General features: G+C 72.7%; 19 protein-coding genes. 7 read left to right on the forward strand and 12 right to left on the reverse strand.

Features of this window, described 5'->3' with window-relative positions; genetic code table 11:
- Window positions 1–649 precede the first annotated feature (649 nt).
- Complete coding sequence (gene trpS, locus ACYUD3_RS04605; protein WP_470964004.1) at window positions 650–1,669, forward strand: tryptophan--tRNA ligase; 1,020 nt, start codon at window positions 650–652, stop codon at window positions 1,667–1,669.
- A gap of 64 nt (window positions 1,670–1,733) precedes the next feature.
- Here trpS and proC read toward each other — a convergent pair whose 3' ends face one another.
- The 3 genes from proC to ACYUD3_RS04620 all read right to left on the reverse strand — a co-directional run bounded on the left by proC (window position 1,734) and on the right by ACYUD3_RS04620 (window position 4,203).
- On the reverse strand, window positions 1,734–2,546 hold the full coding sequence (gene proC, locus ACYUD3_RS04610; protein WP_470964007.1) for a pyrroline-5-carboxylate reductase: 813 nt from the start codon (window positions 2,544–2,546) through the stop codon (window positions 1,734–1,736).
- 62 nt (window positions 2,547–2,608) lie between these two features.
- The gene (locus tag ACYUD3_RS04615; protein ID WP_470964010.1) at window positions 2,609–3,355 is read right to left on the reverse strand and encodes an ABC transporter permease; all 747 of its coding nucleotides are present in this window, start codon (window positions 3,353–3,355) and stop codon (window positions 2,609–2,611) included.
- The gene (locus tag ACYUD3_RS04620) at window positions 3,352–4,203 is read right to left on the reverse strand and encodes an ABC transporter ATP-binding protein (RefSeq protein WP_470964013.1); all 852 of its coding nucleotides are present in this window, start codon (window positions 4,201–4,203) and stop codon (window positions 3,352–3,354) included. Before ACYUD3_RS04620 ends, ACYUD3_RS04615 begins: the two co-directional genes overlap by 4 nt.
- 288 nt (window positions 4,204–4,491) lie before the next feature.
- Between ACYUD3_RS04620 and ACYUD3_RS04625 the strand changes: the two genes are divergently transcribed.
- Window positions 4,492–5,919: a SulP family inorganic anion transporter gene (locus ACYUD3_RS04625; RefSeq protein WP_470966001.1), complete on the forward strand. Its 1,428-nt coding sequence runs from the start codon at window positions 4,492–4,494 to the stop codon at window positions 5,917–5,919.
- 175 nt (window positions 5,920–6,094) lie between these two features.
- On the opposite strand, the gene ACYUD3_RS04630 is transcribed toward ACYUD3_RS04625, so the two are convergent.
- The 3 genes from ACYUD3_RS04630 to ACYUD3_RS04640 form a co-directional block, all read right to left on the reverse strand.
- Complete coding sequence (locus tag ACYUD3_RS04630) at window positions 6,095–6,868, reverse strand: class I SAM-dependent methyltransferase (protein WP_470964015.1); 774 nt, start codon at window positions 6,866–6,868, stop codon at window positions 6,095–6,097.
- 777 nt (window positions 6,869–7,645) lie between these two features.
- Entirely contained in the window at window positions 7,646–8,164 is a 519-nt protein-coding gene (locus tag ACYUD3_RS04635) for an EamA/RhaT family transporter (protein WP_470964018.1), read from the reverse strand.
- Between the two features lie 227 nt (window positions 8,165–8,391).
- A complete protein-coding gene (locus ACYUD3_RS04640; RefSeq protein WP_470964021.1) occupies window positions 8,392–8,691 on the reverse strand; it encodes an SH3 domain-containing protein in 300 nt (99 codons plus the stop codon).
- 201 nt (window positions 8,692–8,892) lie between these two features.
- On the opposite strand from ACYUD3_RS04640, the gene ACYUD3_RS04645 reads away from it, so the two are divergent.
- Complete coding sequence (locus tag ACYUD3_RS04645; protein ID WP_470964024.1) at window positions 8,893–11,067, forward strand: protein kinase domain-containing protein; 2,175 nt, start codon at window positions 8,893–8,895, stop codon at window positions 11,065–11,067.
- A 126-nt stretch (window positions 11,068–11,193) separates the two neighbouring features.
- On the opposite strand, the gene ilvD is transcribed toward ACYUD3_RS04645, so the two are convergent.
- From ilvD to ACYUD3_RS04665, 4 genes are all read right to left on the reverse strand, one after another.
- Window positions 11,194–13,047, reverse strand: a complete 1,854-nt coding sequence (gene ilvD / locus ACYUD3_RS04650; RefSeq protein ID WP_470964027.1) for a dihydroxy-acid dehydratase — start codon at window positions 13,045–13,047, stop codon at window positions 11,194–11,196.
- 126 nt (window positions 13,048–13,173) lie between these two features.
- Window positions 13,174–13,938, reverse strand: coding sequence for a TetR/AcrR family transcriptional regulator (locus tag ACYUD3_RS04655; protein WP_470964030.1), 765 nt, complete (start codon window positions 13,936–13,938; stop codon window positions 13,174–13,176).
- A complete protein-coding gene (locus ACYUD3_RS04660) occupies window positions 13,935–14,759 on the reverse strand; it encodes a sugar phosphate isomerase/epimerase family protein (RefSeq protein ID WP_470964033.1) in 825 nt (274 codons plus the stop codon). Before ACYUD3_RS04660 ends, ACYUD3_RS04655 begins: the two co-directional genes overlap by 4 nt.
- Before the next feature lie 412 nt (window positions 14,760–15,171).
- Window positions 15,172–16,104: a Ppx/GppA family phosphatase gene (locus ACYUD3_RS04665; RefSeq protein ID WP_470964036.1), complete on the reverse strand. Its 933-nt coding sequence runs from the start codon at window positions 16,102–16,104 to the stop codon at window positions 15,172–15,174.
- Window positions 16,105–16,187: 83 nt separating this feature from the next.
- On the opposite strand from ACYUD3_RS04665, the gene ACYUD3_RS04670 reads away from it, so the two are divergent.
- The gene (locus tag ACYUD3_RS04670) at window positions 16,188–17,063 is read left to right on the forward strand and encodes a DUF3109 family protein (RefSeq protein ID WP_470964039.1); all 876 of its coding nucleotides are present in this window, start codon (window positions 16,188–16,190) and stop codon (window positions 17,061–17,063) included.
- 150 nt (window positions 17,064–17,213) lie between these two features.
- Here the strand turns inward: ACYUD3_RS04670 and ACYUD3_RS04675 are convergent, their stop codons facing one another.
- Window positions 17,214–18,860: a BACON domain-containing protein gene (locus tag ACYUD3_RS04675; protein WP_470964042.1), complete on the reverse strand. Its 1,647-nt coding sequence runs from the start codon at window positions 18,858–18,860 to the stop codon at window positions 17,214–17,216.
- Window positions 18,861–19,036: 176 nt separating this feature from the next.
- Here ACYUD3_RS04675 and radA point away from each other — a divergent pair, with 176 nt between their 5' ends.
- Together radA and disA are read left to right on the forward strand one after the other, a co-directional pair.
- The gene (radA, locus tag ACYUD3_RS04680; RefSeq protein WP_470964045.1) at window positions 19,037–20,446 is read left to right on the forward strand and encodes a DNA repair protein RadA; all 1,410 of its coding nucleotides are present in this window, start codon (window positions 19,037–19,039) and stop codon (window positions 20,444–20,446) included.
- 81 nt (window positions 20,447–20,527) lie between these two features.
- Window positions 20,528–21,652: a DNA integrity scanning diadenylate cyclase DisA gene (disA, locus tag ACYUD3_RS04685; RefSeq protein ID WP_470964048.1), complete on the forward strand. Its 1,125-nt coding sequence runs from the start codon at window positions 20,528–20,530 to the stop codon at window positions 21,650–21,652.
- A gap of 147 nt (window positions 21,653–21,799) precedes the next feature.
- Here the strand turns inward: disA and ACYUD3_RS04690 are convergent, their stop codons facing one another.
- Window positions 21,800–22,630, reverse strand: a complete 831-nt coding sequence (locus ACYUD3_RS04690) for a hypothetical protein (RefSeq protein WP_470964051.1) — start codon at window positions 22,628–22,630, stop codon at window positions 21,800–21,802.
- A gap of 248 nt (window positions 22,631–22,878) precedes the next feature.
- On the opposite strand from ACYUD3_RS04690, the gene ACYUD3_RS04695 reads away from it, so the two are divergent.
- Window positions 22,879–23,841 carry an HhH-GPD family protein gene (locus ACYUD3_RS04695; RefSeq protein ID WP_470964054.1) on the forward strand — a complete coding sequence of 321 codons (963 nt, stop codon included), beginning with the start codon at window positions 22,879–22,881 and terminating at the stop codon, window positions 23,839–23,841.
- The last annotated feature ends 303 nt before the right edge of the window (window positions 23,842–24,144 follow it).

Here is a 24,144-nt window from a genome sequence, read left to right on the forward strand (position 1 = left end):
TCCGGGCTTCCCTTCGTTCTTGCGTTTCCGACTCTATCAGATCTTTTTCCGATCCGATTTCCTCGGTGCTTTCCGGGTCTTGCTCGGCTTTCGCTTCGCGTTTCCCTTCCGGCGGTTCCGACTCTATCAGATCCTTTCGGCGTCTGATTCCCAGTCAGCGGGTTTGTCTTCCTGGCCCGTTGGGCCGTTCCGACGAGTGAGACTTTAGCGGATTCCCGGCCCCCGACGCCAATCGGGGGGCCGCGTCCTTTCGAACGTGGATTCCTCATTTCGCGAATACGCACGCCAATGAACCGACAGCGCGGACGGACAGGAAATACCTGTTCGACTGCTCGTCGAGTAGTGGTTGGTACTTGCTGAAATGGCTGTCCGGGGACCGACCGGAGTCGGCGCTCACGTCGGACAACTCGGAGAACACTACGTATCGGCCCGGGGTGTGTCAACTCCCGTCCCGCGGGCACCCCCGAGGCGTACCCTGACGGGCATGACGACGCATACGTGCACCCATCAGTGGTGGGCCGCCTGACCGCGGCCGTCCTTACGTATGCACCCAACGGCCGCCACCTCGGCGGCCGTTGACGTATCTCCTCCAGAACCTCCGGAGGCCGGCCGGGCGAGGCGGGCGGCTCCGAGCAGGAGGTGGAGTGAGATGACCCGGGTCTTCAGCGGGATCAAGCCGACCGGACATCTGACCCTGGGGAACTACCTGGGGGCGATGCGCCAGTGGGTCACGGTGGACCAGCACCGCGCGGACGCGGTGTTCTGCATCGTCGATCTGCACGCGCTGACCGTGGAACACGATCCCGCGCGCGTGCGCAGGCTCAGCCGGCAGGCGGCGACGCTGCTGCTGGCGGCCGGGCTCGATCCGCGGCTGTGCACGGTCTTCGTCCAGAGCCATGTCGACGAGCACGCCAGGCTGTCGTATCTCCTGGAGTGCGTCGCGAGCGACGGGGAGATGCGGCGGATGATCCAGTACCGGGAGAAGGCCGCGCGGGAACAGGCGCGGGGCGGGAGTGTGCGGCTGTCGCTGCTGACGTATCCGGTGCTGATGGCGGCGGACATCCTCGCGTACGGGGCGGACGAGGTGCCCGTGGGCGACGACCAGGCGCAGCACGTGGAGCTGACGCGGGATCTCGCGATGCGGTTCAACCAGCGCTACGGGCACGCGTTCGTCGTACCGAAGGCGGTGCATCCGGTGGTCGCGGCGCGGGTGATGAATCTGCGGGATCCGCTGTCGAAGATGGGGAAGTCGGATGATTCGGGGCCGGGGATCGTCTATCTGCTCGATGAGCCGGACGTGGTGCGGCAGAAGGTGATGCGGGCGGTCACGGACGGCGGGCAGGAGGTCGTGTACGACCCGGAGGGGCGGCCCGGGGTGGCGAATCTGCTGGAGATCCTCGCCGCGTGCACCGGCGGGAACCCTGACGGGCTGTCAGGCGTTCACCGGTCGTACGGCGCTCTGAAGCGGGATGTGGCGGAGGCGGTGGTGGAGGCTCTCCGGCCCCTGCGGGAGCGGCACAGGGAGTTGTGCGCGGACCGGGTGTTCGTGGAGGAGGTGTTGAGAGACGGTGCGGAGCGGGCGCGGGCGATGGCGAAGCCGGTGGTGGACGCCGCGTACCGGGCGATCGGGCTGCTGGAGCCGGCTGCGGCGCCGGTGGCCGTCCGGTAGCGCGGGGGCCGTCGTACGGGGGCGGGTCTTCCCGGGGAGAGGGGAGAGGCCCCCGTGCGGGGTGTCAGTCCTTGGTGCCGGAGGCGAGTTGGCGGCTGCGGTCGCGGGCGGCTTCGAGGGCGGCGATGAGGGCCGCGCGGACGCCGTGGTTCTCCAGTTCGCGGATGGCGCTGATGGTGGTGCCGGCCGGGGAGGTGACGTTCTCGCGGAGTTTGACGGGGTGCTCGCCGCTGTCGCGGAGCATGACGGCGGCGCCGATCGCGGACTGGACGATGAGGTCGTGGGCCTTGTCGCGCGGGAGGCCGAGGAGGATGCCGGCGTCGGTCATGGCTTCGACGAGGTAGAAGAAGTAGGCCGGTCCCGAGCCGGAGAGGGCGGTGCAGGCGTCCTGCTGGGACTCGGGGACGCGCAGGGTCTTGCCGACGGCGCCGAAGATCTCCTCCGCGTGCGCGAGGTGCTCGTCGGTGGCGTGGGTGCCGCCGGAGATGACGGACATGGCCTCGTCGACGAGGGCGGGGGTGTTCGTCATGACGCGGACGACGGGGGTGCCGGCGGCCAGGCGGTTCTCGAAGAAGGCGGTGGGGATGCCGGCGGCGCCGCTGATGACGAGGCGGTCGGCGGGGACGTGCGGGGCGAGTTCGTCGAGGAGGGCGCCCATGTCCTGCGGTTTGACGGTGAGGATCAGGGTGTCGGCGGTCTTCGCGGCCTCCGCGTTGGTGACCGGGGTGACTCCGTGGCGGGCGCGGAGTTCCTCGGCGCGCTCGGGGCGCCGGGCGGTCACCAGCAGGTCGGCCGGGGCCCAGCCGCCCCGGATCATCCCGCTGAGCAGGGCTTCACCGATCTTGCCGGTGCCGAGGACTGCGACTTTCTGGCTCATGGGGTTCATCCTCGCACCGGCCCGCGGCGCGGGCGGCGGGCGTCCGGTGGGCGGACCGGGGGTCAGGGGGTGCGCCGGCGCAGGGTGGCGGCGCCGAGGGTGAGGACGAGGAGGGCGCTGCCGGCGACGACGAGGAGGTCGCGTACGAAGGCCCCGGTGAGGTGGGGGTGGGTGAGGACCTGGTTCATGCCGTCGACGGCGTACGACATGGGCAGGACGTCGGAGAGGGCTTCGAGGACGGGGTGCATGGTGTTCCTCGGGGCGAAGAGGCCGCAGAGGAGGAGCTGGGGGAAGATCACGGCCGGCATGAACTGGACGGCCTGGAACTCGGAGTCGGCGAAGGCGGAGACGAAGAGGCCTAGGGCGGTGCCGAGGAGGGCGTCCAGGAGGGCGACGAGGAGGAGCAGCCAGGGGCTGCCGGTGACGTCGAGGCCGAGGAACCAGACGGCGAGGGCGGTGGCGAGGGCGGACTGGAGGACGGCGAGGGCGCCGAAGGCGAGGGCGTATCCGGCGATCAGGTCGGCTTTGCCGAGCGGCATCGCGAGGAGGCGTTCGAGGGTGCCTGAGGTGCGTTCGCGCAGGGTGGCGATGGAGGTGACGAGGAACATCGTGATCAGGGGGAAGACGCCGAGGAGGGAGGCGCCGATGGCGTCGAAGGTGCGGGGGCTGCCGTTGAAGACGTAGCGGAGCAGGACGAGCATCAGGCAGGGGATGAGCAGGAGCAGCGCGATCGTGCGGGGGTCGTGGCGGAGCTGGCGCAGGACGCGGGCGGCGGTGGCGGTGGTGCGGGCGGGGGTCAGGGTGCTCATCGCCGGGGCTCCTTCGCGGGAGTGGGGGCCGTCGCGGGCTCGTCGGCCGGGTGTTCGTCGGCGCGGTGTTCGTCGGCCGGGTGTTCGTCCACCAGGTGGAGGAAGGCCGCTTCGACGGTGTCGGTGGCGGTGCGGGTGCGCAGGGCCTGCGGGGTGTCGTCGGCGAGGAGCTGTCCCGCGCGCATGAGGAGGAGGTGGTCGCAGCGTTCGGCCTCGTCCATGACGTGGGAGGAGACGAGGAGGGTGGTGCCGCGAGCGGCGATGGTGCGGAAGAGCCGCCACAGGTCGCGGCGCAGGACGGGGTCGAGGCCGACGGTGGGTTCGTCGAGGACGAGCAGTTCGGGGGTGCCGAGGAGGGCGACGGCGAGGGAGACACGGCTGCGCTGGCCGCCGGAGAGGTTCCCGGCGAGCGCGCCGGCGTGGTCGGTGAGGTCGACGTCGGCGAGGACGCGGCCGGTGTCCGCGCGGCGTGCGGCGGCCGGGCGGGCGGGGTCGAGGACCGCGCCGAAGTAGTCGAGGTTCTGGCGGACGGTGAGGTCGTCGTAGACGGAGGGGGCCTGGGTGACGTAGCCGATCGCGCCGCGCAGGCTCGCGTGGCCGGCGGGGCGGCCGAGGACGTCGAGGGTGCCGGTGACCTTGGCCTGGGTGCCGACGATCGCGCGCATCAGGGTCGTCTTGCCGCAGCCGGAGGGGCCGAGGAGGCCGGTGATGCGGCCGGTGGGGACGGTGAAGGCGAGGTCGCGCAGGACGGGGTGGCCGCCTCGGGTGACGGTGAGGGCGGCGGCGTGGACGGCCGGGGTCGGGGCGGGTGAGCGTCGGGTGGAGGGGCGTGAGTTTTTATTCATCACGTGATGAATACTCCTCTCGCCGGAGGGTGTCGTCAAGGGATGCCGGGCCGGGGGCGCTCGGTGCGGCGCAGGCGCGTGCGGGGGTGAGCGGAGCCGGGTGTTCCGGTGGGTCTGCTTCCGCCGGTCCGGGAGCGGCCCGAAGTGGACGTGTGCGGTCAACTCCCTTTGCCGACAATGGATCTCGCGTACGGCGTGGCGGGGTTCCGGGCCGTACGCGTTCTGTTCCGCGCCCCTCCCCCGGCGCGGCGCCCACGCATCTCCCTGTCGTCGACCGGAGGTGCCGTCGAGATGCGCCATGGCGTGTGCAAGGCCGATCTGTTCGCTTCGCTAGTCGTGTTTCTTGTCGCGCTGCCCCTGTGTGTAGGGGTCGCGCTGGCCTCGGGGGTGCCGCCCGAGCTGGGGCTGGTCACGGGGATCGTCGGCGGGCTGGTCGCCGGGGCGCTGCCCGGGAGCAGCCTCCAGGTCAGCGGTCCCGCGGCCGGGCTGACGGTCCTCGTCCACGAGGCCGTGCGCTCGTACGGGCTCCAGGTGCTCGGCGTGCTCGTGTGCGCCGCCGGGCTGATACAGCTCGCGCTCGGGGCGCTGCGGCTGGGGCGGTGGTTCCGGGCGGTGTCGGTGGCCGTCGTGCACGGGATGCTCGCCGGGATCGGGCTGATCCTGGTCGCCGGGCAGGTGTACGCGCTGGGTGACGTGTCCGCGCCGGCGGGCGGGATCGCCAAGGTCACGGGCCTGTTGGAGCTGCCGGGGCGGGTGGATCCGGTGGCGTTGTCAGTGGGGGGTGCCACCATGGCCGTACTGCTTCTCTGGGGGCGGTGGCGGCGGGGGGCGCGGCTGGTGCCCGCGCCGTTGGTGGCGGTCGTGGTGGCCGCCGCCGGGTGTGCGGTGTGCGGGCTGGAGGTGCGGATGGTCGACGTGCGGGGGCTGTGGGAGGCGGTGCGGCTGCTGGCGCCGGGGGACTTCGGGCGGCTGGCGGACGTGGGGGTGATCGGGACGGTCGTGGCGTTCGCGCTGATCGCGTCGGCCGAGTCGCTGTTCAGCGCGGTCGCGGTGGACCGGATGCATGGGGGGCGGCGGACCGATTACGACCGTGAGCTGATGGCGCAGGGCGCGGGGAACGCGGTGTGCGGGGTGCTGGGGGCGCTGCCGATGACGGCGGTGATCGTGCGGAGTGCGGCCAATGTGCAGGCGGGGGCGCGGACGAAGGCGTCCCGAATACTTCACGGGGTCTGGCTGCTGCTGTTCACGGCCGTCGTCCCCGGGGTGCTCGGGCTGATACCCGTGGCGGCGCTGGCCGCGTTGCTGGTGTACGCCGGGTGCAGGCTCGTGCCGGTGCGGGAGATGCGGGCGCTGTGGCGCGGTGAGCGGGGCGAGGTGGTCGTCCTGGCGGTGACGGCCGTCGCGATCGCCGTCGGGAATCTCTTCGAGGGGGTGCTGATCGGGCTGGCTCTGGCCGTCGCGAAGACCGCGTGGGACACGAGCCGGGTGCAGGTGGAGATCGAGGATCTGCGCGCGGCGGGGCTGGTGGTGCGGGTCACCGGGCACGCGACGTTCCTTCGGCTGCCGAAGCTGCTTGACGCGCTGGAGGGTCTGCCTGCGGATCGCGTGGTGCGGTTGGAGCTTGGGGGCTTGCGGCACATGGATCTGGCGTGCGCGGGGGCGTTGGAGGGGTGGGTCGAGAGTCGGGAGAGGGGGGTGGGGGGTGGGGTGAGGGTTTGAGGGGGGTGGGGCTGAGCGGGGTGGATGGCTAGGGGCGAGGGTGCGGGTTTTTTTGGGGGGGGTCCGGGCGCCGTCCGTGTATGGGGGGGGCGGCGCCCGGCCGTGCGTCACGAGGCGTGGGTCAGGGGACGTGGGTCAGGAGGCATGCCTCAGGGGGTGTGGTCCGGGGGCTTGGTCAGGGGCGTGGGGCGACCAGGAGGAGGACGTCGTAGGCCTCTTCTACGACGGCGTCGGGGAACTCGGTGAGGAGGTGGGCGCGTTCGGCGGTGAGGAAGGCCTTGGTGCGCTCCTCGGTGTCGACCAGGAAGCTGGAGTGGCTGCCGATGTTGGCGAGGTGGGTGTCGAGGGGGACGCGGCGGGTCCAGCGGACGGTGCGCACCGTGAAGGTGAGGGTGCCCGTGGGGTCGGCGACGCGCGGGTCGGCGGCGCGCTTCTTCTCCTGGTCGACGTCGAGGCCGAAGTGGCGCGCGATCCGGGCGGACTGGGCCTCGAGCCAGGGGACCTCCGACGCGCTCCGGTTCCACCACAGCGCCAGCGCCCCGCCCGGCCGCAGCACCCGTACGGCCTCCGGGACCGCGCGCGCCGGGTCGGTCCAGTGCCAGGACTGGGCGTACGTCAGGAGGTCGAAGGAGGCGTCCGCGAAAGGGAGTTGATTGCCGTTGCCGCGGACGAGCGGCACCTCGGGGAGGGTCTTCCTGAACTCCGCCGCCATCCCGCCGCCCGGCTCGACCCCGACGACGTCCGCGCCGCGCGCGTGCAGCACCGCTGTGGAGATCCCGGTGCCCGCCCCGACGTCCCCGACTCTCGCCCCCACCAGCGGACGCCCGGCGAGCTCCTCGACGGTGTCCAGCAGAACGGGCGGATAGGAGGGCCGGTTCGCCGCGTACTGCGCCGCGGCGTCGTTGAAGGAGACGGCTCGGGCTGCTGGGGGGAGGGGGGTTGGGGTCATAGGGCCATGGTGGAGGGGGGTGGGGGTGGGGGGAACTGGAAATGGGTGAGAGAGAGGGGGGGATGGGGGTGAGGGGGGCGGTTGGTTGCGGGTGAGGGCTTGGGCGGGGGGCAGCTGCGGGGCGCGGCTCTCGACGGGGGCAGGGCGGCTGCTGGGGCCAGTCTCCCGGCGGGGGCCGGCTGTGGGTGGCGACTCGGCGGGCGGTCGGCTGCGGGGTGCGTCTCTCGGCCGGGGAGGGGAGGGCGGCTGCGGGGGCCGGTCTTCTGGCGGGGTCCTGTGGGGGGGCGACTCGGCGGGCGGTCGGCTGCGGGGTGCGTCTCTCGGGAGGGGGCGGCTGCGGGCGCGGGGCTCTTGGCGGGCGCTCGGGTGCGGGGCTCTTGGCGAGAACCCAGGTGCGGGTACGGGCCGGACTCACCGAGGTTCAGCAGTTCGAGGCTGTGGGCGAGAACTCAGGTGTGGGTACGAGCCTCTCGGCGGGCGCCCGGTCGCGCGGGCAGGCTCTCCGTCGGCGCTCGGCGGCGGGGCCGTCAGCCGCAAGGGCGGCCCCTCAGCTTGCGCCTGGCGTCGGCTTCCCGGTCTCTGGTGCGGCTCTCCCGGCCATGCGTCCGACGCGAGCGGGTCCTCCTCGGCCCGTGCCCGGCTGCCCGCTCCCGGCTCCCGGCTCCCGGCTCCCGGCCGTAGGTCCCCGGCCGCAGGTCCCCGGCCGCAGGTCCCCGCTCGTCGGCCTCAAACCCCCTCTGCGCGACGCCCCCTCAACTCCCGCCCCTCACACCCCCCTCACCCCCTGCGTCTCCTCTTCGCCGGGTTCCCCGTGCGTCGTGTCGAGCGGCGGTGGTGTTGTTCCAGGGCCGTCTCGTAGTCCTGGCGGTGGAGTTGTTCGCCGGGGGCCTCGGTCAGGGAGCGGATGAAGTAGGCGGCGAGGGAGCCCACGAAGCCGATGGCGAGGAGGCCTCGGAGGGATGCCTGGCGGGCCGGGTCGGGGTGTTTGCGGAAGGTGTCCCAGGTGTGGCCGAAGGCGAGCGCGCTGCACCCGGCGAACATCACGACCACCAGGACGTTGACGAAGCCGCCGACGTCGGCGAGCGCGAGGCCCTCGTAGGCGAGGCGCAGGACCAGGCAGGAGACGACCGTCGCGGCCAGCGCGCCCGCGCTGACGGCGGCGCGGCGGGCGGTGTAGCCCTCGCCGCGCTCGACCCAGCTCGTGCCGAAGAAGCGCAGGGGCTCCGGGCGAGGGCCCGCCGCTTCAGCCCCGGCGTCCGCCGCCGGGATGTCCGTGATGCCGCTCTCGTCGCTCACGTCACCGATTATGGCGCCGGGCACTGACAATGCCCCCGGCGGGGCGGCGCGGGCGCGCGGCTGCGGGAACGCGCCCTCGCCGTCGTACCGAACGCGCCCCTGAGCCGTCGTACGAGGCCGCCCCCGGACTTCCTCAGGGATGCCCCCTGGACTTTCTCAGGGGCGCGCCCCGGGCGTCGTACGAGGCCGCCGCGCTCCCCCCTGGAACTCGGCGGCCCTCATCGCCGTCAGCTACAGCGGCCCGCCACGTAGCCGTCGCTGCCGGTCTTGATGTACGAGTCGGAGACGTACTCGCCGTTGCCGATGCAGTCCCAGATGTTGCTGGTGTTGTAGTAGCCGGTGACCCAGGTGCCCGGGGTCTGGCAGTAGATCGCGACGCTGGCGCCGGCGGCGAGGACGCGGACTATGGAGTAGTTGGTGCCGGGGCCGCTGCGGACGTTGAGGCTGACGCCCGGGGCGACCGGGTAGTAGACCGTGTTGGACGTGACGGCGGCGGCGACCGCCTCTTCCGTGTGTTCGACGGACATGATGAAGAACTCCCCCCGTGTGTTTTCCCCCGATTTGATGCCCCTCGGCGGCCGAGCCTGCCGTGGGACCCCCTTGATTCCCGCCGAACGGCGGCTGAAACATGTGTACTTGATTCGTACAGGATGGCCAGCACGCCGCCTCTGCCGGGCCAGGGCCATCGATTAGGCTCCGAGGGCCGTACATCAGCACGGGGGTGGTCCATGGCGCCACGGAGGGACACGGGAGCGGGCCCGGAAGCGGAACTTCCGGAGTACGCCGGTCACTACCTCCTGGAGTCACGTCTCGGCGCGGGCGGCATGGGTGTGGTGCACCTGGCCCGCAGCACCTCGGGGCTGACGCTCGCGGTGAAGGTCGTGCACGCCGCCTTCGCCAAGGACCCCGAGTTCAGAGGCCGTTTCCGGCAGGAGGTCGCCGCCGCGCGGCGGGTCAGCGGGGCGTTCACCGCGCCCGTCGTGGACGCCGATTCCGAGGCCGACCGCCCCTGGATGGCGACTTTGTACATCCCTGGGCCGACGCTCTCCGAAGAGGTGAAGCGGAACGGGCCGATGCCCCCTGAGAAGCTGCGCAGGCTGATGGCGGGGCTCGCGGAGGCGCTGCGCGACATCCATCGCGTGGGTGTGGTGCACCGCGATCTCAAGCCGAGCAACGTCCTTCTGGCCGAGGACGGCCCTAAGGTCATCGATTTCGGGATCTCCCGCCCGAGCGACAGCGAACTGCGCACCGAGACGGGCAAGTTGATCGGCACCCCGCCGTTCATGGCGCCGGAGCAGTTCCGGCGTCCGCGCGAGGTGGGCCCGGCCGCGGACATCTTCGCGCTGGGGTCCGTCCTGGTGCACGCGGCGACCGGGCGCGGCCCGTTCGACTCCGACAGCCCGTACATCGTGGCCTACCAGGTCGTGCACGACGAGCCGGACCTGACCGGCGTCCCGGAGAACCTCGCGCCCCTGGTGCTGCGCTGCCTCGCGAAGGAGCCCGAGGACCGGCCCACGCCGGACGAGCTGATGCGTGAACTGCGGTCGGTGTCGGCGTCGTACGACACGCAGGCGTTCATACCGGGGCGGCGGGTTCCCGGGGGCGGGGCCGAGGAGACCCGGAGCACCACGGGGGTCGGGGGGCCGCTCCAGGACGCCGGGGCGCTTGGCACAGGGGCGCTCGGTACGGGGGCTCCCGACGCCGGGGTTCCTGAGGACGCTCCCGTTCCGGCGCGGCGCCGGCTGCGCAAGACCCTGCTCGTGACGGCCGCCCTCGCGCTGGTCGCCGGCGGCGGGCTGGCCGGGGTGACGCTGCTCGGCCCGGAGAGCCCCCGCCAGCCGCGCGAAACGGCCTCCACGGCACCCGCGTTCGCCCCCTGGGCGACGAAACCGGCCACGGGCGCGGACAGCGGCATGCCGCGCTGCACGTACGACCAGGAGCGCCTTCTGTGCGTTCAGAAGGGGCTCGTGTCGGCGCTGGACGCGACCGACGGACGGGTGCTGTGGCGGCACCGGCTCGACACGGACGACGTCCCCCCGCGCGCGCCCGTGGTCGAAGGCGGCCTGGCGCACGTCACCGTGCACGCGGGCGCGCGCGTGCTGGCGCTCGATCCGGCCACCGGGCGCACGCGCTGGCAGCGGGACGTCACGGCGTACCCCGGGGTCGCCTACGCGGGCGGTGCGCTGCTGCTGACCTCGCCGGGCGGCACGGTCACGGCGGTCGACGCCGCGTCCGGCGAGGAGCTGTGGAGCAAGCGGATCAGCGGGCAGAGGCTGCCGCTGTTCACGGTGTTCGGCGGGGACCGGCTGGCGTACGCGACGAGCACCTCCACCGACGGCGCACGGACGCGTGTGACGGCCGTCGACCCCGCGTCCGGCCAGATCCGCTGGGACAAGCGCTTCGAGGGCTCCCTGACGGCCGTGGGCAGCTCCGAGGGGCATCTGGTGCTGCTCGCGGGCGGCAGCGACTACGGGCGCTCCGACGCCGTCGTGCGCTACTCCCCGGCGAGCGGCGAGGTACGGCGCACGCGGCTCGGCGTCGCCCTCACGCAGGCGCGCGCGGTGATCCAGGGCGAGCGGATGTATCTCCTGGACTACGACGGCCTGTTGACCGCCCTCGACCTCGGGACGGGCCGTCAGGTGTGGTCGCTCCAGACCTCCGTGAGCCGCGGTTCGGCTCCGGCGGCGGAGGGCACGCGCGTGTACTTCAGCGCCGCCGACGGGCGGCTGCTGACCGTCGACGCGCGCGCGGGGCAGCTGATCGGGCAGACCGCCCTGCGGCTCGGGCCGCGCCCCGACCAGGTGGAGATGGCGCTGCCGGTTCCGCAGGTCGCCGAGGGGCGGGTGTACGCGGGCGCGCCGGACGGGACGGTGTTCGCGGTGAAGGAGTCGGCTCAAGGGTGAGGCGGGCCCTATAAGGCGGGGCCCTATGAGTCGGGGTCCTATAGGGACGTCGGTTGCAGGACGTCCCTATAGGAGTGCCGTTCTCCTAAGGGGTGGCGTTCCTCCAGGAGTGCCGTTCCCCGGGGGTCAGCCCAGCTTGCTGACGTCGCGGACGGCGCCCTTGTCGGCGCTGGTCGCCATGGCGGCGTACGCGCGCAGGGCGGCGGAAACCTTGCGCTCGCGGTTCTTGGGGGCGTAGACGCCGTTCAGGGCAGCCGCGCGGCGGGCGAGTTCGGCGTCGTCCACCAGGAGTTCGAGGGAGCGGCCCGGGATGTCGATGCGGATGCGGTCGCCGTCCTCGACGAGGGCGATGGTGCCGCCGCCGGCCGCCTCGGGGGAGGCATGGCCGATGGAGAGGCCGGAGGTGCCGCCGGAGAAGCGTCCGTCGGTGATCAGGGCGCACGCCTTGCCGAGGCCGCGGCCCTTCAGGTAGGAGGTCGGGTAGAGCATCTCCTGCATGCCGGGGCCGCCCTTGGGGCCCTCGTAGCGGATGACGACGACGTCGCCCTCCTTGATCTCCTTGAGGAGGATCTTCTGGACGGCCTCTTCCTGCGACTCGCAGACGACGGCGGGGCCCTCGAAGGTCCAGATGGACTCGTCGACGCCCGCGGTCTTCACGACGGCGCCGTCGACGGCCAGGTTGCCCTTGAGGACGGCGAGGCCGCCGTCCTTGGAGTAGGCGTGCTCGGCGGAGCGGATGCAGCCGCCCTCGGCGTCGTCGTCGAGGGTGTCCCAGCGCTCGGACTGGGAGAAGGCCTCGGCGGAGCGCACGCAGCCCGGGGCGGCGTGCCACAGCTCGACTGCCTCGGGGGACGGGGAGCCGCCTCGCACGTCCCAGGTCTTCATCCAGTCGGCCAGGGAGGGGCTGTGGACGGAGTGCACGTCCTCGTTGAGCAGCCCCGCGCGGTGCAGTTCGCCCATGAGCGCCGGGATGCCTCCCGCGCGGTGCACGTCCTCCATGTAGTACGTGCGGTTCTTGGCGACGTTGGGGGCCACCTTGGCGAGGCAGGGCACGCGGCGGGAGACGGCGTCGATCTGCTCCAGGCCGAAGGGGACCTCGGCCTCCTGGGCGGCGGCCAGCAGGTGCAGGATCGTGTTCGTGGAGCCGCCCATGGCGATGTCGAGCGCCATGGCGTTCTCGAAGGCCGCGAAGGAGGCGACGGAACGGGGCAGTACCGTCGCGTCGTCCTGCTCGTAGTACCGGCGGGTGATGTCCATGACGGTGCGCGCGGCGTCGACGTAGAGCTGTTTGCGCGCGGTGTGCGTGGCGAGCACCGAGCCGTTGCCCGGCAGGGACAGGCCGATCGCCTCGGTCAGACAGTTCATCGAGTTGGCGGTGAACATGCCGGAACAGCTGCCGCAGGTGGGGCAGGCGTTCTCCTCGATGCGCGCGATGTCCTCGTCGGAGATCTTGTCGTTGACGGCGTCGGAGATCGCGTCGACCAGGTCGAGCGTGCGGACCGTGCCGTCGACCAGGGTGGCGCGGCCGGACTCCATGGGGCCGCCGGAGACGAAGACCGTGGGGATGTTCAGCCGCAGGGCGGCGTTGAGCATGCCCGGGGTGATCTTGTCGCAGTTGGAGATGCACACCAGGGCGTCGGCGCAGTGGGCCTCGACCATGTACTCGACGCTGTCGGCGATCAGGTCGCGCGAGGGCAGGCTGTAGAGCATGCCGCCGTGGCCCATGGCGATGCCGTCGTCGACGGCGATGGTGTTGAACTCGCGCGGGATGCCGCCGGCTTCGGTGATCGCCTCGCTGACGATCCGGCCGACCGGCTGGAGGTGGGTGTGGCCCGGCACGAACTCGGTGAAGCTGTTGGCGACCGCGATGATGGGCTTCCGGCCGATGTCCGCACCGGGTACACCGGAGGCGCGCATAAGGGCGCGTGCGCCCGCCATGTTGCGGCCGTGGGTGACTGTGCGGGACCTCAGCTCGGGCATCGTCGCTCGCTCCTTCAGACAGGTAGGGCTGGTAGTGAGCGTACGCCGGTCATCCAGGGGGCGGGACGGTGTGTCCGGTATGCGGGATGTGCATCTCGGGCGCCCGCTGTTTTCCGCAGCCGCTCCTCAGGGTGCGGTCAGGTGTGCCTGGACGACGGGGGCGACGCGGGCGATGAGCTGTTCGACGTCCGCCGAGGCCAGCGGTTCGACCTTGATGACGTACCGCAGGATCGCGCAGCCGACGAGCTGGGCGGCGGCGAGTTCGGCGCGCAGCTCGGCGTCCGGGAGGTCGACCCGGGCGGCGATGCGGCGCAGCAGCTGGGAGGCGATCAGGCCGCGGAAGACGGCGGCGGCGGTCTCGTTGGTGACTGCCGAGCGCAGGACCGCGAGCAGGGGGACGCGGGTGGCCGGGTTCTCCCAGATGCCGAAGACGAACCGTGCGAACCGTTCGCCGGCCTGCTCCAGCGGGCCGTCCTCGATCGCGCCGGGGGCGGACAGGGCAGGCCCCATGACGGCTTCGACGGCCGCCGCGAAGACCTGTTCCTTGGTGCCGAAGTAGTGGTGGACCAGCGCGGAGTCGACCCCGGCGGCCTTCGCGATGCCCCGCATCGACGTCTTCTCGTAGCCGCGCTCGGCGAACTCCTCGCGGGCGGCGGTGAGGATGCGTCCGCGGGTCTCGCCGGTCGCCGCCTCGGTACGCCGGGGGCGGCCACGACGGCGGGGGGCCGGAGAGGGCCCTGAGGGGGGCTGGGGGGCGCCGGAGGAGGGTGGTGGGGTCGGGGGCCGGTCGGGGGTGTTCGGGGCGCCCGCGGGGCTTCTGCGGCTTTTTGTGGCGTCGGTCCCGTTCTGGGGGTCCGGTGCGGCCGGAGTCTCCGATGCGCGCTCCCTCACCTGCGGGGCACCTTGAGGGCCGACGCGAGGTGGAGGCGGGTGAAGGCGAGGGCCTCGGCGAGGTCGGCCTCGCGTTCGGCGCCCGACATCGCGCGGCGGGTGTTGACCTCGATGACGACATGGCCGTCGAAGCCGGTCAGCGCGAGCCGTTCCAGGAGCTCCGCGCAGGGCTGGGTGCCGCGACCCGGGACGAGGTGCTCGTCCTTGTTGGAGCCGAGGCCGTCGGCGAGGTGCACGTGGCCGAGCCGGTCGCCCATGCGGTCGACCATGTCCATCGCCTCCACGCGCGAGGTCGCCGCGTGGCTGAGGTCGATGGTGAAGTGCCGGTAGTCGTCCTTGGTGACGTCCCAGTCGGGGGCGTACGCGAGCATCTCGCGGTCGCGGTAGCGCCAGGGGTACATGTTCTCGACGGCGAACCGCACGTCCGTCTCGTCCGCCATCCGCCACACGCCCTGCACGAAGTCGCGCGCGTACTGGCGCTGCCAGCGGAACGGGGGGTGGACGACGACGGTGCTCGCGCCGAGTTTCTCGGCCGCCGCGCGGGCGCGCTGGAGCTTGGTCCAGGGGTCGGTGGACCACACCCTCTGGGTGATCAGCAGACAGGGCGCGTGGACGGCGAGGATCGGCATCCGGTGGTAGTCACTGAGCCTGCGCAGCGCCTCGATGTCCTGGCTCACGGGGTCGTTCCACACCATCACCTCGACCCCGTCGTAGCCCAGGCGCGCGGCGATCTCGAAGGCCGTCGCCGTCGACTCCGGATACACCGAGGCCGTAGACAGAGCGACCTTCGCATCCGGGATGCGCACCACTGGTTCTGCCACGAAGCACAGCGTACGGTCCCCGCCCGGAGCCTGAGTGTCCGGTCGCTGTGGGCCGCCTGTGGGCCCGCGTCAATCGGCCACGCGCGCGTGGGGGTTGTCCCGGTGGCCGCGCGCGTTCCGAATGGGGGCATAGAGGGAGGCCGGGATGGTCAGATGGGGGTCTAACGGGCGCCGGGGAGAGCCGTACGCGCGGGCGCGGGCGGGCGAGGTGACGGCGGGGCAGGGGTGGCGCACTTCACGTTTGCCGAATCGCGCCGGTCGGCTGCGCGATGCCGCAGGAGGCCGGGTCCGGTTCCCACTGGAGGGCCGTCCCGGGTCCGTCGTACGCGCCCCCTTGAACGGCCTCCTGGACGTGCCCTCTTGTGGTGCTCCCCCGCGCGCGGGCCCTCCGCCGTCCGCGCGCGGGTGGGGGTCATTCGGCGGGCATGTGGTCCAGGCGGCGCAGGATGATGCCCTCGCGCAGGGCCCAGGGGCAGATCTCCAGGGTCTCGACGCCGAAGAGGTCCATGGTGCCCTCGGCGACGAGCGCGCCGGCGAGGAGCTGGCCCGCGCGGCCCTCGGAGACGCCGGGGAGTTCGGCGCGCTGGCCGGTGGTCATGTCGGCGAGGCGGGGCACCCAGGCCTCCAGGGACTCGCGCTTGAGCTCGCGCTGGGTGTACAGGCCCTCGGCGGAGCGGGCGGCGCCGGCGATGCGGGCGAGCTGCTTGAAGGTCTTGGAGGTGGCGACGACGTGGTCGGGGGCGCCGAAGCGGCTGAACTCGCCGACGATGCGGGCGATCTGTGCGCGCGCGTGGCGGCGCAGCGCCCGTATGGCGTCCGGACCCGGCGGGTCCTCGGGCAGCCAGGCGGCCGTGAGGCGGCCCGCGCCCAGCGGCAGGGAGACGGCGGCGTCGGGCTCCTCGTCGATGCCGTAGGCGATCTCCAGGGAGCCGCCGCCGATGTCCAGGACGAGCAGCTTGCCCGCCGACCAGCCGAACCAGCGGCGGGCGGCGAGGAAGGTCAGGCGGGCCTCCTCGGGGCCGCTGAGGACCTGGAGTTCGACGCCGGTCTCGTCCTTCACGCGCGCGAGGACGTCGTCCGCGTTGCTGGCCTCGCGCACGGCGGAGGTCGCGAACGGGAGCAGTTCCTGGACGCCCTTGTCCTCGGCGGCCTGGAGGGCCTCGTGGATGACCGTGATCAGCCTGTCGACGCCTTCGGGGCCGATCGCCCCGTGCGCGTCGAGGAGTTGGGCGAGGCGCAGCTCCGCCTTGTGCGAGTGCGCGGGCAGCGGTCGTGCGCCGGGATGTGCGTCCACCACCAGCAGATGCACCGTGTTCGATCCCACGTCGAGGACACCGAGTCTCATGGGTGAAACGCTACTGCCAGCGGCTCTGTACTCCGTCCCCTGGGAAGTGCCGTAGGGGTCCCGCGGCGATTTACCCTGGGGGCGTGCCAAAGACGAAAAAGGCGAAGAACGAAAACCCTGATAAGCGGGGCAAGAAGGACAAGTCCGGTCAGTCTGTGCCGACCGAAGGTTCTTCGCGGGCGAAGCCGGGGAAGCGGCAGTCCCCGGCGGACGACGAGAAGGGGCTCGACTTCGCGCGCGCGTGGGTGGAGTTCCCCGACCCCGCCGACGACGAGCAGGTGTTCCGCTGCGACCTCACCTGGCTGACGTCCCGCTGGACGTGCGTCTTCGGCAGCGGCTGCCAGGGCATCCAGGCCGGCCGCGCGGACGACGGCTGCTGCTCCCTGGGGGCGCACTTCTCCGACGAGGACGACGAGAAGCGCGTCGCGGAGCACGTCGCCAAGCTCACGCCCGACATCTGGCAGCACCACGACGAGGGCACGCGCGCGGGATGGGTCTCCGAGGACGAGGAGGGCTCCCGCCAGACCCGCCCGTTCAACGGCTCCTGCATCTTCCAGAACCGCCCCGGCTTCTCCGGCGGCGCCGGCTGCTCCCTGCACATCCTCGCCCTGCGCGAGGGCCGCGAGCCCCTGGAGACCAAGCCGGACGTCTGCTGGCAGCTGCCCGTACGCCGCACGTACGACTGGATCGACCGCCCCGACGACACGCGCGTCCTACAGATCTCCATCGGCGAGTACGACCGCCGCGGCTGGGGTCCCGGCGGCCGCGACCTCCACTGGTGGTGCACCTCCGCCACCTCCGCCCACGGCGCCGGAGAACCCGTCTACGTCTCCTACCGCCCCGAACTCACCGAACTGATGGGCAAGGCCGGCTACGACCGCCTGGCCGAACTCTGCGAGGCCCGCCTGGCTTCGCAACTTCCCCTGCTCGCACCGCATCCGGCGGATCCGGTCGGCTGAGGCGAGCGGGGGCGCGCCGGGGGTTGACTGCGTAGTCAGCGCCGTGGCGGTGGGGTGACTACGCAGACATGACTGCGTAGACATGACTACGTAGTCGTGACTGCGCAAACATGACTACGCAGTCACCCCCTCCCCCACCCCCACTCCCCCCTAACCCCCCGAAGGACCCGCCTCCCCACTCCCCGACGGCGAAGGACTCCCCGGCTCCGGCGCCGTCTCACTGGCACTCGGCTCCGGAGAGGCGGACGGCGGCCCCGACGGGGACGGCTCCGCGGACGGCGATGCCGACGGGCTCGGCGTGGGAGCCGGCGTCGGGGAGGAGGGCGCCGGTGTCGACGGGGTGCCCGGGGTCGGCCCGTGCCCGGTGATGGAGACGACGGCGCCCGCCGGGGCGACGGCCACGCGCGCGTGCCAGGTGCCCGAGGGCTCGCGCAGGGGATCGACGTAGACCTTGACGGTGGTCGAGTCGCCGGGGGCGAGGGTGCCGGAGGTGTGGCTGAGGCGGAGCCAGGGGGCCGGGGTCACGGCGGACCAGTGGACCGGGGTGTCGCCAGCGGCGGTCAGGGTGATGAGGGTGGTGTCGCCGCTGGTCGTGGCGGTGACGGTGAGCCGGGCGGCGCCTTTCTTGTCGGCGCCGGTGACGCTGACGACCTCGACGGACACGGCGGGGGCGCCGTCGCGGCCGAGGTCGGCGCCGGGGCGGGCGGCGGAGCCGGGGCGGCGGCGCCCGGTCTCGGCGCCGAGTCCGGCGGGGCCCTGTGCCTCGCTGGAGCGCGGGGTGCGGTCGTCCGTGCCCTCGGCGGTGGGGGCGCCCCGGTAGGCGGCCCACAGGGCGAACACGGGGGCGGCGACGACCGTGGCGACGACGGTGGTCGTGACGGCCCGCGCGCGCAGGCGGTCGCGGCGGGCGGCGCGGTCCTTGGGGTCCATGGGGAAGCCGCGCCGGTCGAAGCGGGGTGCGGCGGCGCCCCGCGCGCGGGGGAGGTGTGCCAGCGCGGCGTGCAGGGCCGCGCGGGGGGCTTCCAGGACGGGCAGTTCGGCCGGGGTGACCTGGGCGCCGGGCCAGCGTCCCGGGACGGCCCGTTCGGCGGCGCGGCGGCAGCGGGGGCAGTCGTCGACGTGCCGGACGAGTTCGCGCCGCAGGGCGGAGCTGAGAGCCAGTTGGTGGTCGCCGGTGAGGCGGGCGACGCCGGGGCAGCCGCCGCTGTCGACGACGGCGAGGGCCGCGCGGGTGCGTTCGACCTCGCAGGCGGCGGTGGCGAGCAGCTCGCGCGCGGGTGCGAGATCGAGGCCGAGGACGGCGGCGACCTCGTGCACGGCGAGGTGGTGGCGTACGGCGAGTTCGAGGGCCTCGCGCTGCTCGGGGGTGGTGCCGGCGGCCTCCGGCCAGGCGAGCCGGGCGAGTTGGCGCCGGCGCCGGTCCTGTTCCTCGGCGTCGGGGGTCTCGGCGGGGCGGCCCGCCGCGTGGGAGGCAGGACGTTTCTGCTTGGCCTCGGCCAGCTTGCGCAGGCAGGCCCAGCGCGCGAGCGCGTACAGCCACGCGCGCTGGTCGTCGGGGGCGTCGGGGGCGCGGTGGGCGCGCCGTCCGGCCAGGGCGAGGGCGTCCCCGAGGGCGGCGACGGCCGTGTCGTGGTCGCACAGGACGGACAGGCAGTAGGTGAACAGGCCGTCGAGGTGGGGCTCGTGGCGCGCCGTCGGCTGCTGTGCCAGCACACGCGCCGCCGCGCGGTCACGCGCCTCCCGGCGCACCCGGTGCGCGCCGGTCGTACGGGGCGGGGTCTGCGGACTGGTGCTCATCACCCGTGCGACCGTAGGCGCACGGGAACCGCCCGTTCCTCCACCTTGAGCCCTTTTAATCCGTACGGGTGAAACGATCCCTCAAAAGGGGACCGGGGCGGGCGCGGGCGTGCCGGGCGGGCGGGGTTTTCCACAGGCCCGGCGGCGCTGTCGGTGGCGGCCGCTACGGTGTGCCCATGGCTGCCCGTACGAAGACCACCAAGGACCGTCCCTCCTATCGCTGCACGGAGTGCGGCTGGCAGACGGCCAAGTGGCTCGGCCGGTGCCCGGAGTGCCAGGCGTGGGGGACGGTCGAGGAGTACGGCACGCCCGCGGTGCGGACGACGGCGCCGGGGAGGGTGACGACGTCGGCGGTGCCGATCGGCCAGGTGGACGGCCGGCAGGCGACCGCGCGGACGACGGGGGTGCCGGAGCTGGACCGGGTGCTGGGCGGCGGTCTGGTGCCGGGCGCGGTGGTGCTGCTGGCCGGGGAGCCGGGGGTCGGCAAGTCGACGCTGCTGCTGGACGTGGCGGCGAAGGCGGCGAGCGACGAGCACCGCACGCTGTACGTGACGGGTGAGGAGTCGGCGAGCCAGGTGCGGCTGCGGGCGGACCGTATCGGCGCGCTGGACGACCATCTGTATCTCGCGGCGGAGACGGATCTGGCGGCGATCCTGGGGCATCTGGACGCGGTGAAGCCGTCCTTGCTGATCCTGGACTCGGTGCAGACGGTGGCGTCCCCGGAGATCGACGGCGCGCCGGGCGGGATGGCGCAGGTGCGCGAGGTGGCGGGCGCGCTGATCCGGGCGTCCAAGGAGCGCGGGATGTCGACGCTCCTGGTGGGTCACGTCACGAAGGACGGGGCGATCGCGGGTCCGCGGCTGCTGGAGCATCTGGTGGACGTGGTGCTGCACTTCGAGGGTGACCGGCACGCGCGCCTGAGGCTCGTGCGGGGCGTCAAGAACCGTTACGGGGCGACGGACGAGGTGGGCTGCTTCGAGCTGCACGACGAGGGGATCACGGGCCTCGCGGACCCCAGCGGCCTGTTCCTGACCCGGCGTGACGAGCCGGTGCCGGGGACGTGCCTGACGGTGACCCTGGAGGGCCGTCGCCCGCTGGTGGCGGAGGTGCAGGCGCTCACGGTGGACTCGCAGATCCCCTCCCCGCGCCGTACGACGTCGGGTCTGGAGACGTCCCGGGTGTCGATGATGCTGGCCGTCCTGGAGCAGCGCGGGCGGATCAGCGCGCTGGGGAAGCGGGACATCTATTCGGCGACGGTCGGCGGGGTGCGGCTCTCGGAGCCGGCGGCGGACCTGGCGATCGCGCTGGCGCTGGCGTCGGCCGCGAGTGACACCCCGTTGCCGAAGAACCTGGTGGCGATCGGTGAGGTGGGCCTCGCGGGCGAGGTCAGGCGGGTGACGGGGGTGCAGCGCAGGCTGTCGGAGGCGCACCGGCTGGGGTTCACGCACGCGCTGGTGCCGGGTGACCCGGGGAAGGTGCCGCAGGGGATGAAGGTCCTGGAAGTGGCGGACATGGGTGACGCCTTGCGCGTGCTGCCCCGTTCCCGTCGCCGGGAGGCCCCGCGGGGTGAGGAGGACCGCCGGTAGACTTTGCCCTGGTCTCGCCCGTCCGTACGAACCTGGTGCGTGGACGGGGAGCACCTCAGAACCTGCGACCGGAGGAGTGCAGTGGCAGCCAACGACCGGGCGGCGGCTCCCGGAAAGTCCGGTGGGAGTGCCGGTTCCGATGGCCTGATGCGCGCCTCGCTGAGCGCTGTCGCTCCGGGCACGGCCCTGCGCGACGGCCTGGAGCGCGTCCTGCGCGGCAACACGGGCGGTCTGATCGTCCTGGGTTCCGACAAGACCGTGGAGACCATGTGCACGGGCGGGTTCGTGCTGGACGTCGAGTTCACGGCGACGCGGCTGCGCGAGCTGTGCAAGCTGGACGGCGGGATCGTCGTCTCGTCGGACCTGTCGAAGATCCTGCGCGCGGGTGTGCAGCTGGTGCCTGATCCGACGATCCCCACGGAGGAGACGGGCACCCGGCATCGCACGGCGGACCGGGTCTCCAAGCAGGTCAACTTCCCTGTGGTGTCGGTCTCGCAGTCGATGCGGCTGATCGCCCTGTACGTGGACGGGCAGCGGCGGGTCCTGGAGGACTCGGCGGCGATCCTCTCGCGCGCGAACCAGGCGCTGGCGACCCTGGAGCGTTACAAGCTGCGTCTCGACGAGGTGGCGGGCACGCTGTCCGCGCTGGAGATCGAGGACCTGGTGACCGTGCGGGACGTCTGCGCGGTGGCCCAGCGGCTGGAGATGGTGCGCCGGATCGCGACGGAGATCGCCGAGTACGTCGTCGAGCTGGGCACCGACGGCCGGCTGCTGGCGCTCCAGCTGGACGAGCTGATCGCGGGCGTGGAGCCGGAGCGTGAGCTGGTCGTGCGGGATTATGTGCCCGAGCCGACGGCGAAGCGTTCGCGGACGGTGGAGGAGGCGCTGTCGGAGCTGGACGCGCTGACCCACGCGGAGTTGCTGGAGCTGTCCACGGTGGCGCGGGCGCTGGGGTACACGGCGTCTCCCGAGGCGCTCGACTCGGCGGTCTCCCCGCGCGGTTTCCGGCTGCTGGCGAAGGTGCCGCGGCTGCCCGGGGCGATCATCGACCGCCTGGTGGAGCACTTCGGCGGTCTCCAGAAGCTGCTGGCCGCGAGCGTGGACGACCTCCAGGCCGTGGACGGCGTCGGCGAGGCCCGCGCGCGCAGCGTCCGTGAGGGCCTTTCACGGCTGGCGGAGTCGTCGATCCTGGAGCGCTACGTCTGACGGCGCTTCAGCGGCCGTAGAGGCCCGCACAATCGCCGCCCGCCCCCGGCACAACCCCACGCAACCGCCTCAGGGGGCCGCACAGTCGTACAACCCGGTCGTACAACTCACCCCGGGGTATGCCTGCGGCACCCGCGCGCGGGAGGGTCAGTCGGCTTCCAGGACGAAGGAGGTCTGTGCCTTCGCAAATCCTGGGGCCTTGGCCTCGACGAGGTAGGTGCCGGGGCCCGCGGTGCCGGCGGGCGGGGTGGCGCACTGGGCGGCGCTGGGCTTGCGGTCCCACTTCAGGGTGTAGGTGAAGTCGCTGCCGGCCGGGACACGGTAGAGGGTGCTGCCGGTCTTGGGGCAGTCGGCGGAGGACCAGTAGGGGTTGTCGCCGCCGGTCTGAGTGATCGTCAGAACCGCTGCCTTGGGGCCGAGATCGACCTTGCAGTCGCTGGCGGAGGTGTTCTTCGCGGTGAAGCGGAAGGTGGGCGTCTGGTCGGGCGTGTAGGTGTTGCTGACGCTGCTGAGGGTCCAGGTGACCAGGCTGGCCGTGCAGTTGGGCAGGGTGCTGCTCGCCGGGAGGGCGCCGCCCGCGCTGCCGCTGCCGTTGGCGCCGTCGTCACTGCCGCCGGAGCCGCTGCCGCCCGCGCTGCCCGAGCCGCCCGAACTGCCGCCCGTACCGCCGGAGTCGCCGGTGCCCGATCCCGAACCGGAGCCGGATCCCGAGCCGTTGGAGCTGCCGTCGCCCGACTCGCCGCGCCCGCCGGGGTGTTGGCTGATCGCGGGGCCCGAGCCGGAGGGGCCGGGGGTGATCGAGGAGGCGGGATTCTTGCCGTTGGAGCCGTCGGCGGAGGTCTTGCGGCCACCGCCGCCCGAGAGGACGATCCAGGCGATCAGGAGCGCCAACAGGGCGAGTACGGACAGCAGTAGAGCCCTCCGTCGCCAGTAGATGGTGGAGGGAAGCGGCCCGACCGGATTGCGCAGTGATCCCACGCCCAAACTGTACGAGAGATCACGGCGTTCGCCGTCCCCACCCGCCGCCGGAACCACAACTTTTCCGGATCATCATTCCGGTCACGGGCACCCAAGGGGCCACCGCCGCCCCACTTGTTCACGATCGCACCCCTTGCACCTTTGGCCAGCACAGCCCGTAGCAGCACGACGCCACCCCTGTGCGCGCTTCCCCGCACGAGTGACGGCACGCACGCGTGGACCCCTTCCCATGGCAGGATCGAAGGGCCATGACTGCGCCCACGAAGCTCCCGCACACCTCCCCCGCCGACGCCGTCCCCGGCCCCTCCCGCGCCACCCCCGCGCGCGGGGAGATCACCGGCGGCCATCTGCACACCCCTGTCATCGACTGGTTCGACGAACACGCCAGAGACCTGCCCTGGCGGCGTCCCGAGGCGGGCGCATGGGGCGTGATGGTCAGCGAGTTCATGCTCCAGCAGACGCCGGTGAGCCGCGTCCTGCCGGCCTACGAGCAGTGGCTGGCCCGCTGGCCGCGCCCCGCCGACCTGGCCGCAGAGGCGCCAGGCGAGGCCGTACGCGCGTGGGGGCGGCTCGGCTACCCCCGGCGCGCGCTGCGGCTGCACGGGGCGGCGGTGGCCATAACGGAGCGGCACGGCGGCGACGTACCGGCGGACCACGCGCAGCTGCTGGCGCTGCCCGGGATCGGGGAGTACACGGCCGCCGCGGTCGCCTCCTTCGCCTTCGGCCGCCGGCACGCCGTCCTGGACACCAATGTGCGCCGCGTCTTCGCGCGCGCGGTGACGGGCGTGCAGTACCCGCCGAACGCGACGACGGCCGCCGAGCGCAAGCTCGCGCGCGCGTTGCTGCCGGACGACGAACCGACGTCCGCGCGGTGGGCCGCGGCCTCCATGGAGCTGGGCGCCCTGGTGTGCACGGCCAAGAACGAGACCTGTCACCGCTGCCCGATCGCCGCGAGCTGCGCCTGGCGGCTCGCGGGCAAGCCGGACCACGACGGGCCGCCGCGCCGGGGGCAGACGTACGCGGGGACGGACCGCCAGGTGCGCGGCAAGCTGCTCGCCGTCCTGCGCGAGGCGCACACGCCGGTGCCGCAGTCGGCGCTGGACCGGGTGTGGCACGAGCCGGTGCAGCGCGGGCGCGCGCTGGACGGGCTCGTCGCCGACGGCCTGGTCGAGCCGCTGCCGGGCGGCCTGTACCGCCTGCCGCTGACCTGACCCGCCGTCCGGCGCGCGGCCTGACGCAAAGTCACTTCACAGCCGAGGGCCCGTGTCACGGCGGTCTCTTCGGCTGTGTTGCACTCGACCGGCGGGCAAATCACCCTATAACTGGTCAAGTGGTCTGGGATTTTTATGCGGAGCCTGCTTCCGTTACACAACCGACGGACAGCTGAGCGCCAGCCGAAGGCTGCTCCGCACAGTGCCGTGACAACAGCTCCGTAACTTCATTCGCATGCCCCGGAAACAAGAAATCCGGGACGTACAGACCACGGGGACTCCGGCCGCGACGCCGGCCGGAAC

The organism is Streptomyces sp. AMJ-169 (assembly GCF_055597585.1).

Coding starts and splice junctions, on each gene's coding strand:
- trpS (WP_470964004.1), top strand. CDS start 650: ATGACCCGGGTCTTCAGCGGGATCAAGCCGACCGGACATCTGACCCTG.
- proC (WP_470964007.1), bottom strand. CDS start 2,546: ATGAGCCAGAAAGTCGCAGTCCTCGGCACCGGCAAGATCGGTGAAGCC.
- ACYUD3_RS04615 (WP_470964010.1), bottom strand. CDS start 3,355: ATGAGCACCCTGACCCCCGCCCGCACCACCGCCACCGCCGCCCGCGTC.
- ACYUD3_RS04625 (WP_470966001.1), top strand. CDS start 4,492: ATGCGCCATGGCGTGTGCAAGGCCGATCTGTTCGCTTCGCTAGTCGTG.
- ACYUD3_RS04630 (WP_470964015.1), bottom strand. CDS start 6,868: ATGACCCCAACCCCCCTCCCCCCAGCAGCCCGAGCCGTCTCCTTCAAC.
- ACYUD3_RS04640 (WP_470964021.1), bottom strand. CDS start 8,691: ATGTCCGTCGAACACACGGAAGAGGCGGTCGCCGCCGCCGTCACGTCC.
- ACYUD3_RS04645 (WP_470964024.1), top strand. CDS start 8,893: ATGGCGCCACGGAGGGACACGGGAGCGGGCCCGGAAGCGGAACTTCCG.
- ilvD (WP_470964027.1), bottom strand. CDS start 13,047: ATGCCCGAGCTGAGGTCCCGCACAGTCACCCACGGCCGCAACATGGCG.
- ACYUD3_RS04665 (WP_470964036.1), bottom strand. CDS start 16,104: ATGAGACTCGGTGTCCTCGACGTGGGATCGAACACGGTGCATCTGCTG.
- ACYUD3_RS04675 (WP_470964042.1), bottom strand. CDS start 18,860: ATGAGCACCAGTCCGCAGACCCCGCCCCGTACGACCGGCGCGCACCGG.
- radA (WP_470964045.1), top strand. CDS start 19,037: ATGGCTGCCCGTACGAAGACCACCAAGGACCGTCCCTCCTATCGCTGC.
- ACYUD3_RS04695 (WP_470964054.1), top strand. CDS start 22,879: ATGACTGCGCCCACGAAGCTCCCGCACACCTCCCCCGCCGACGCCGTC.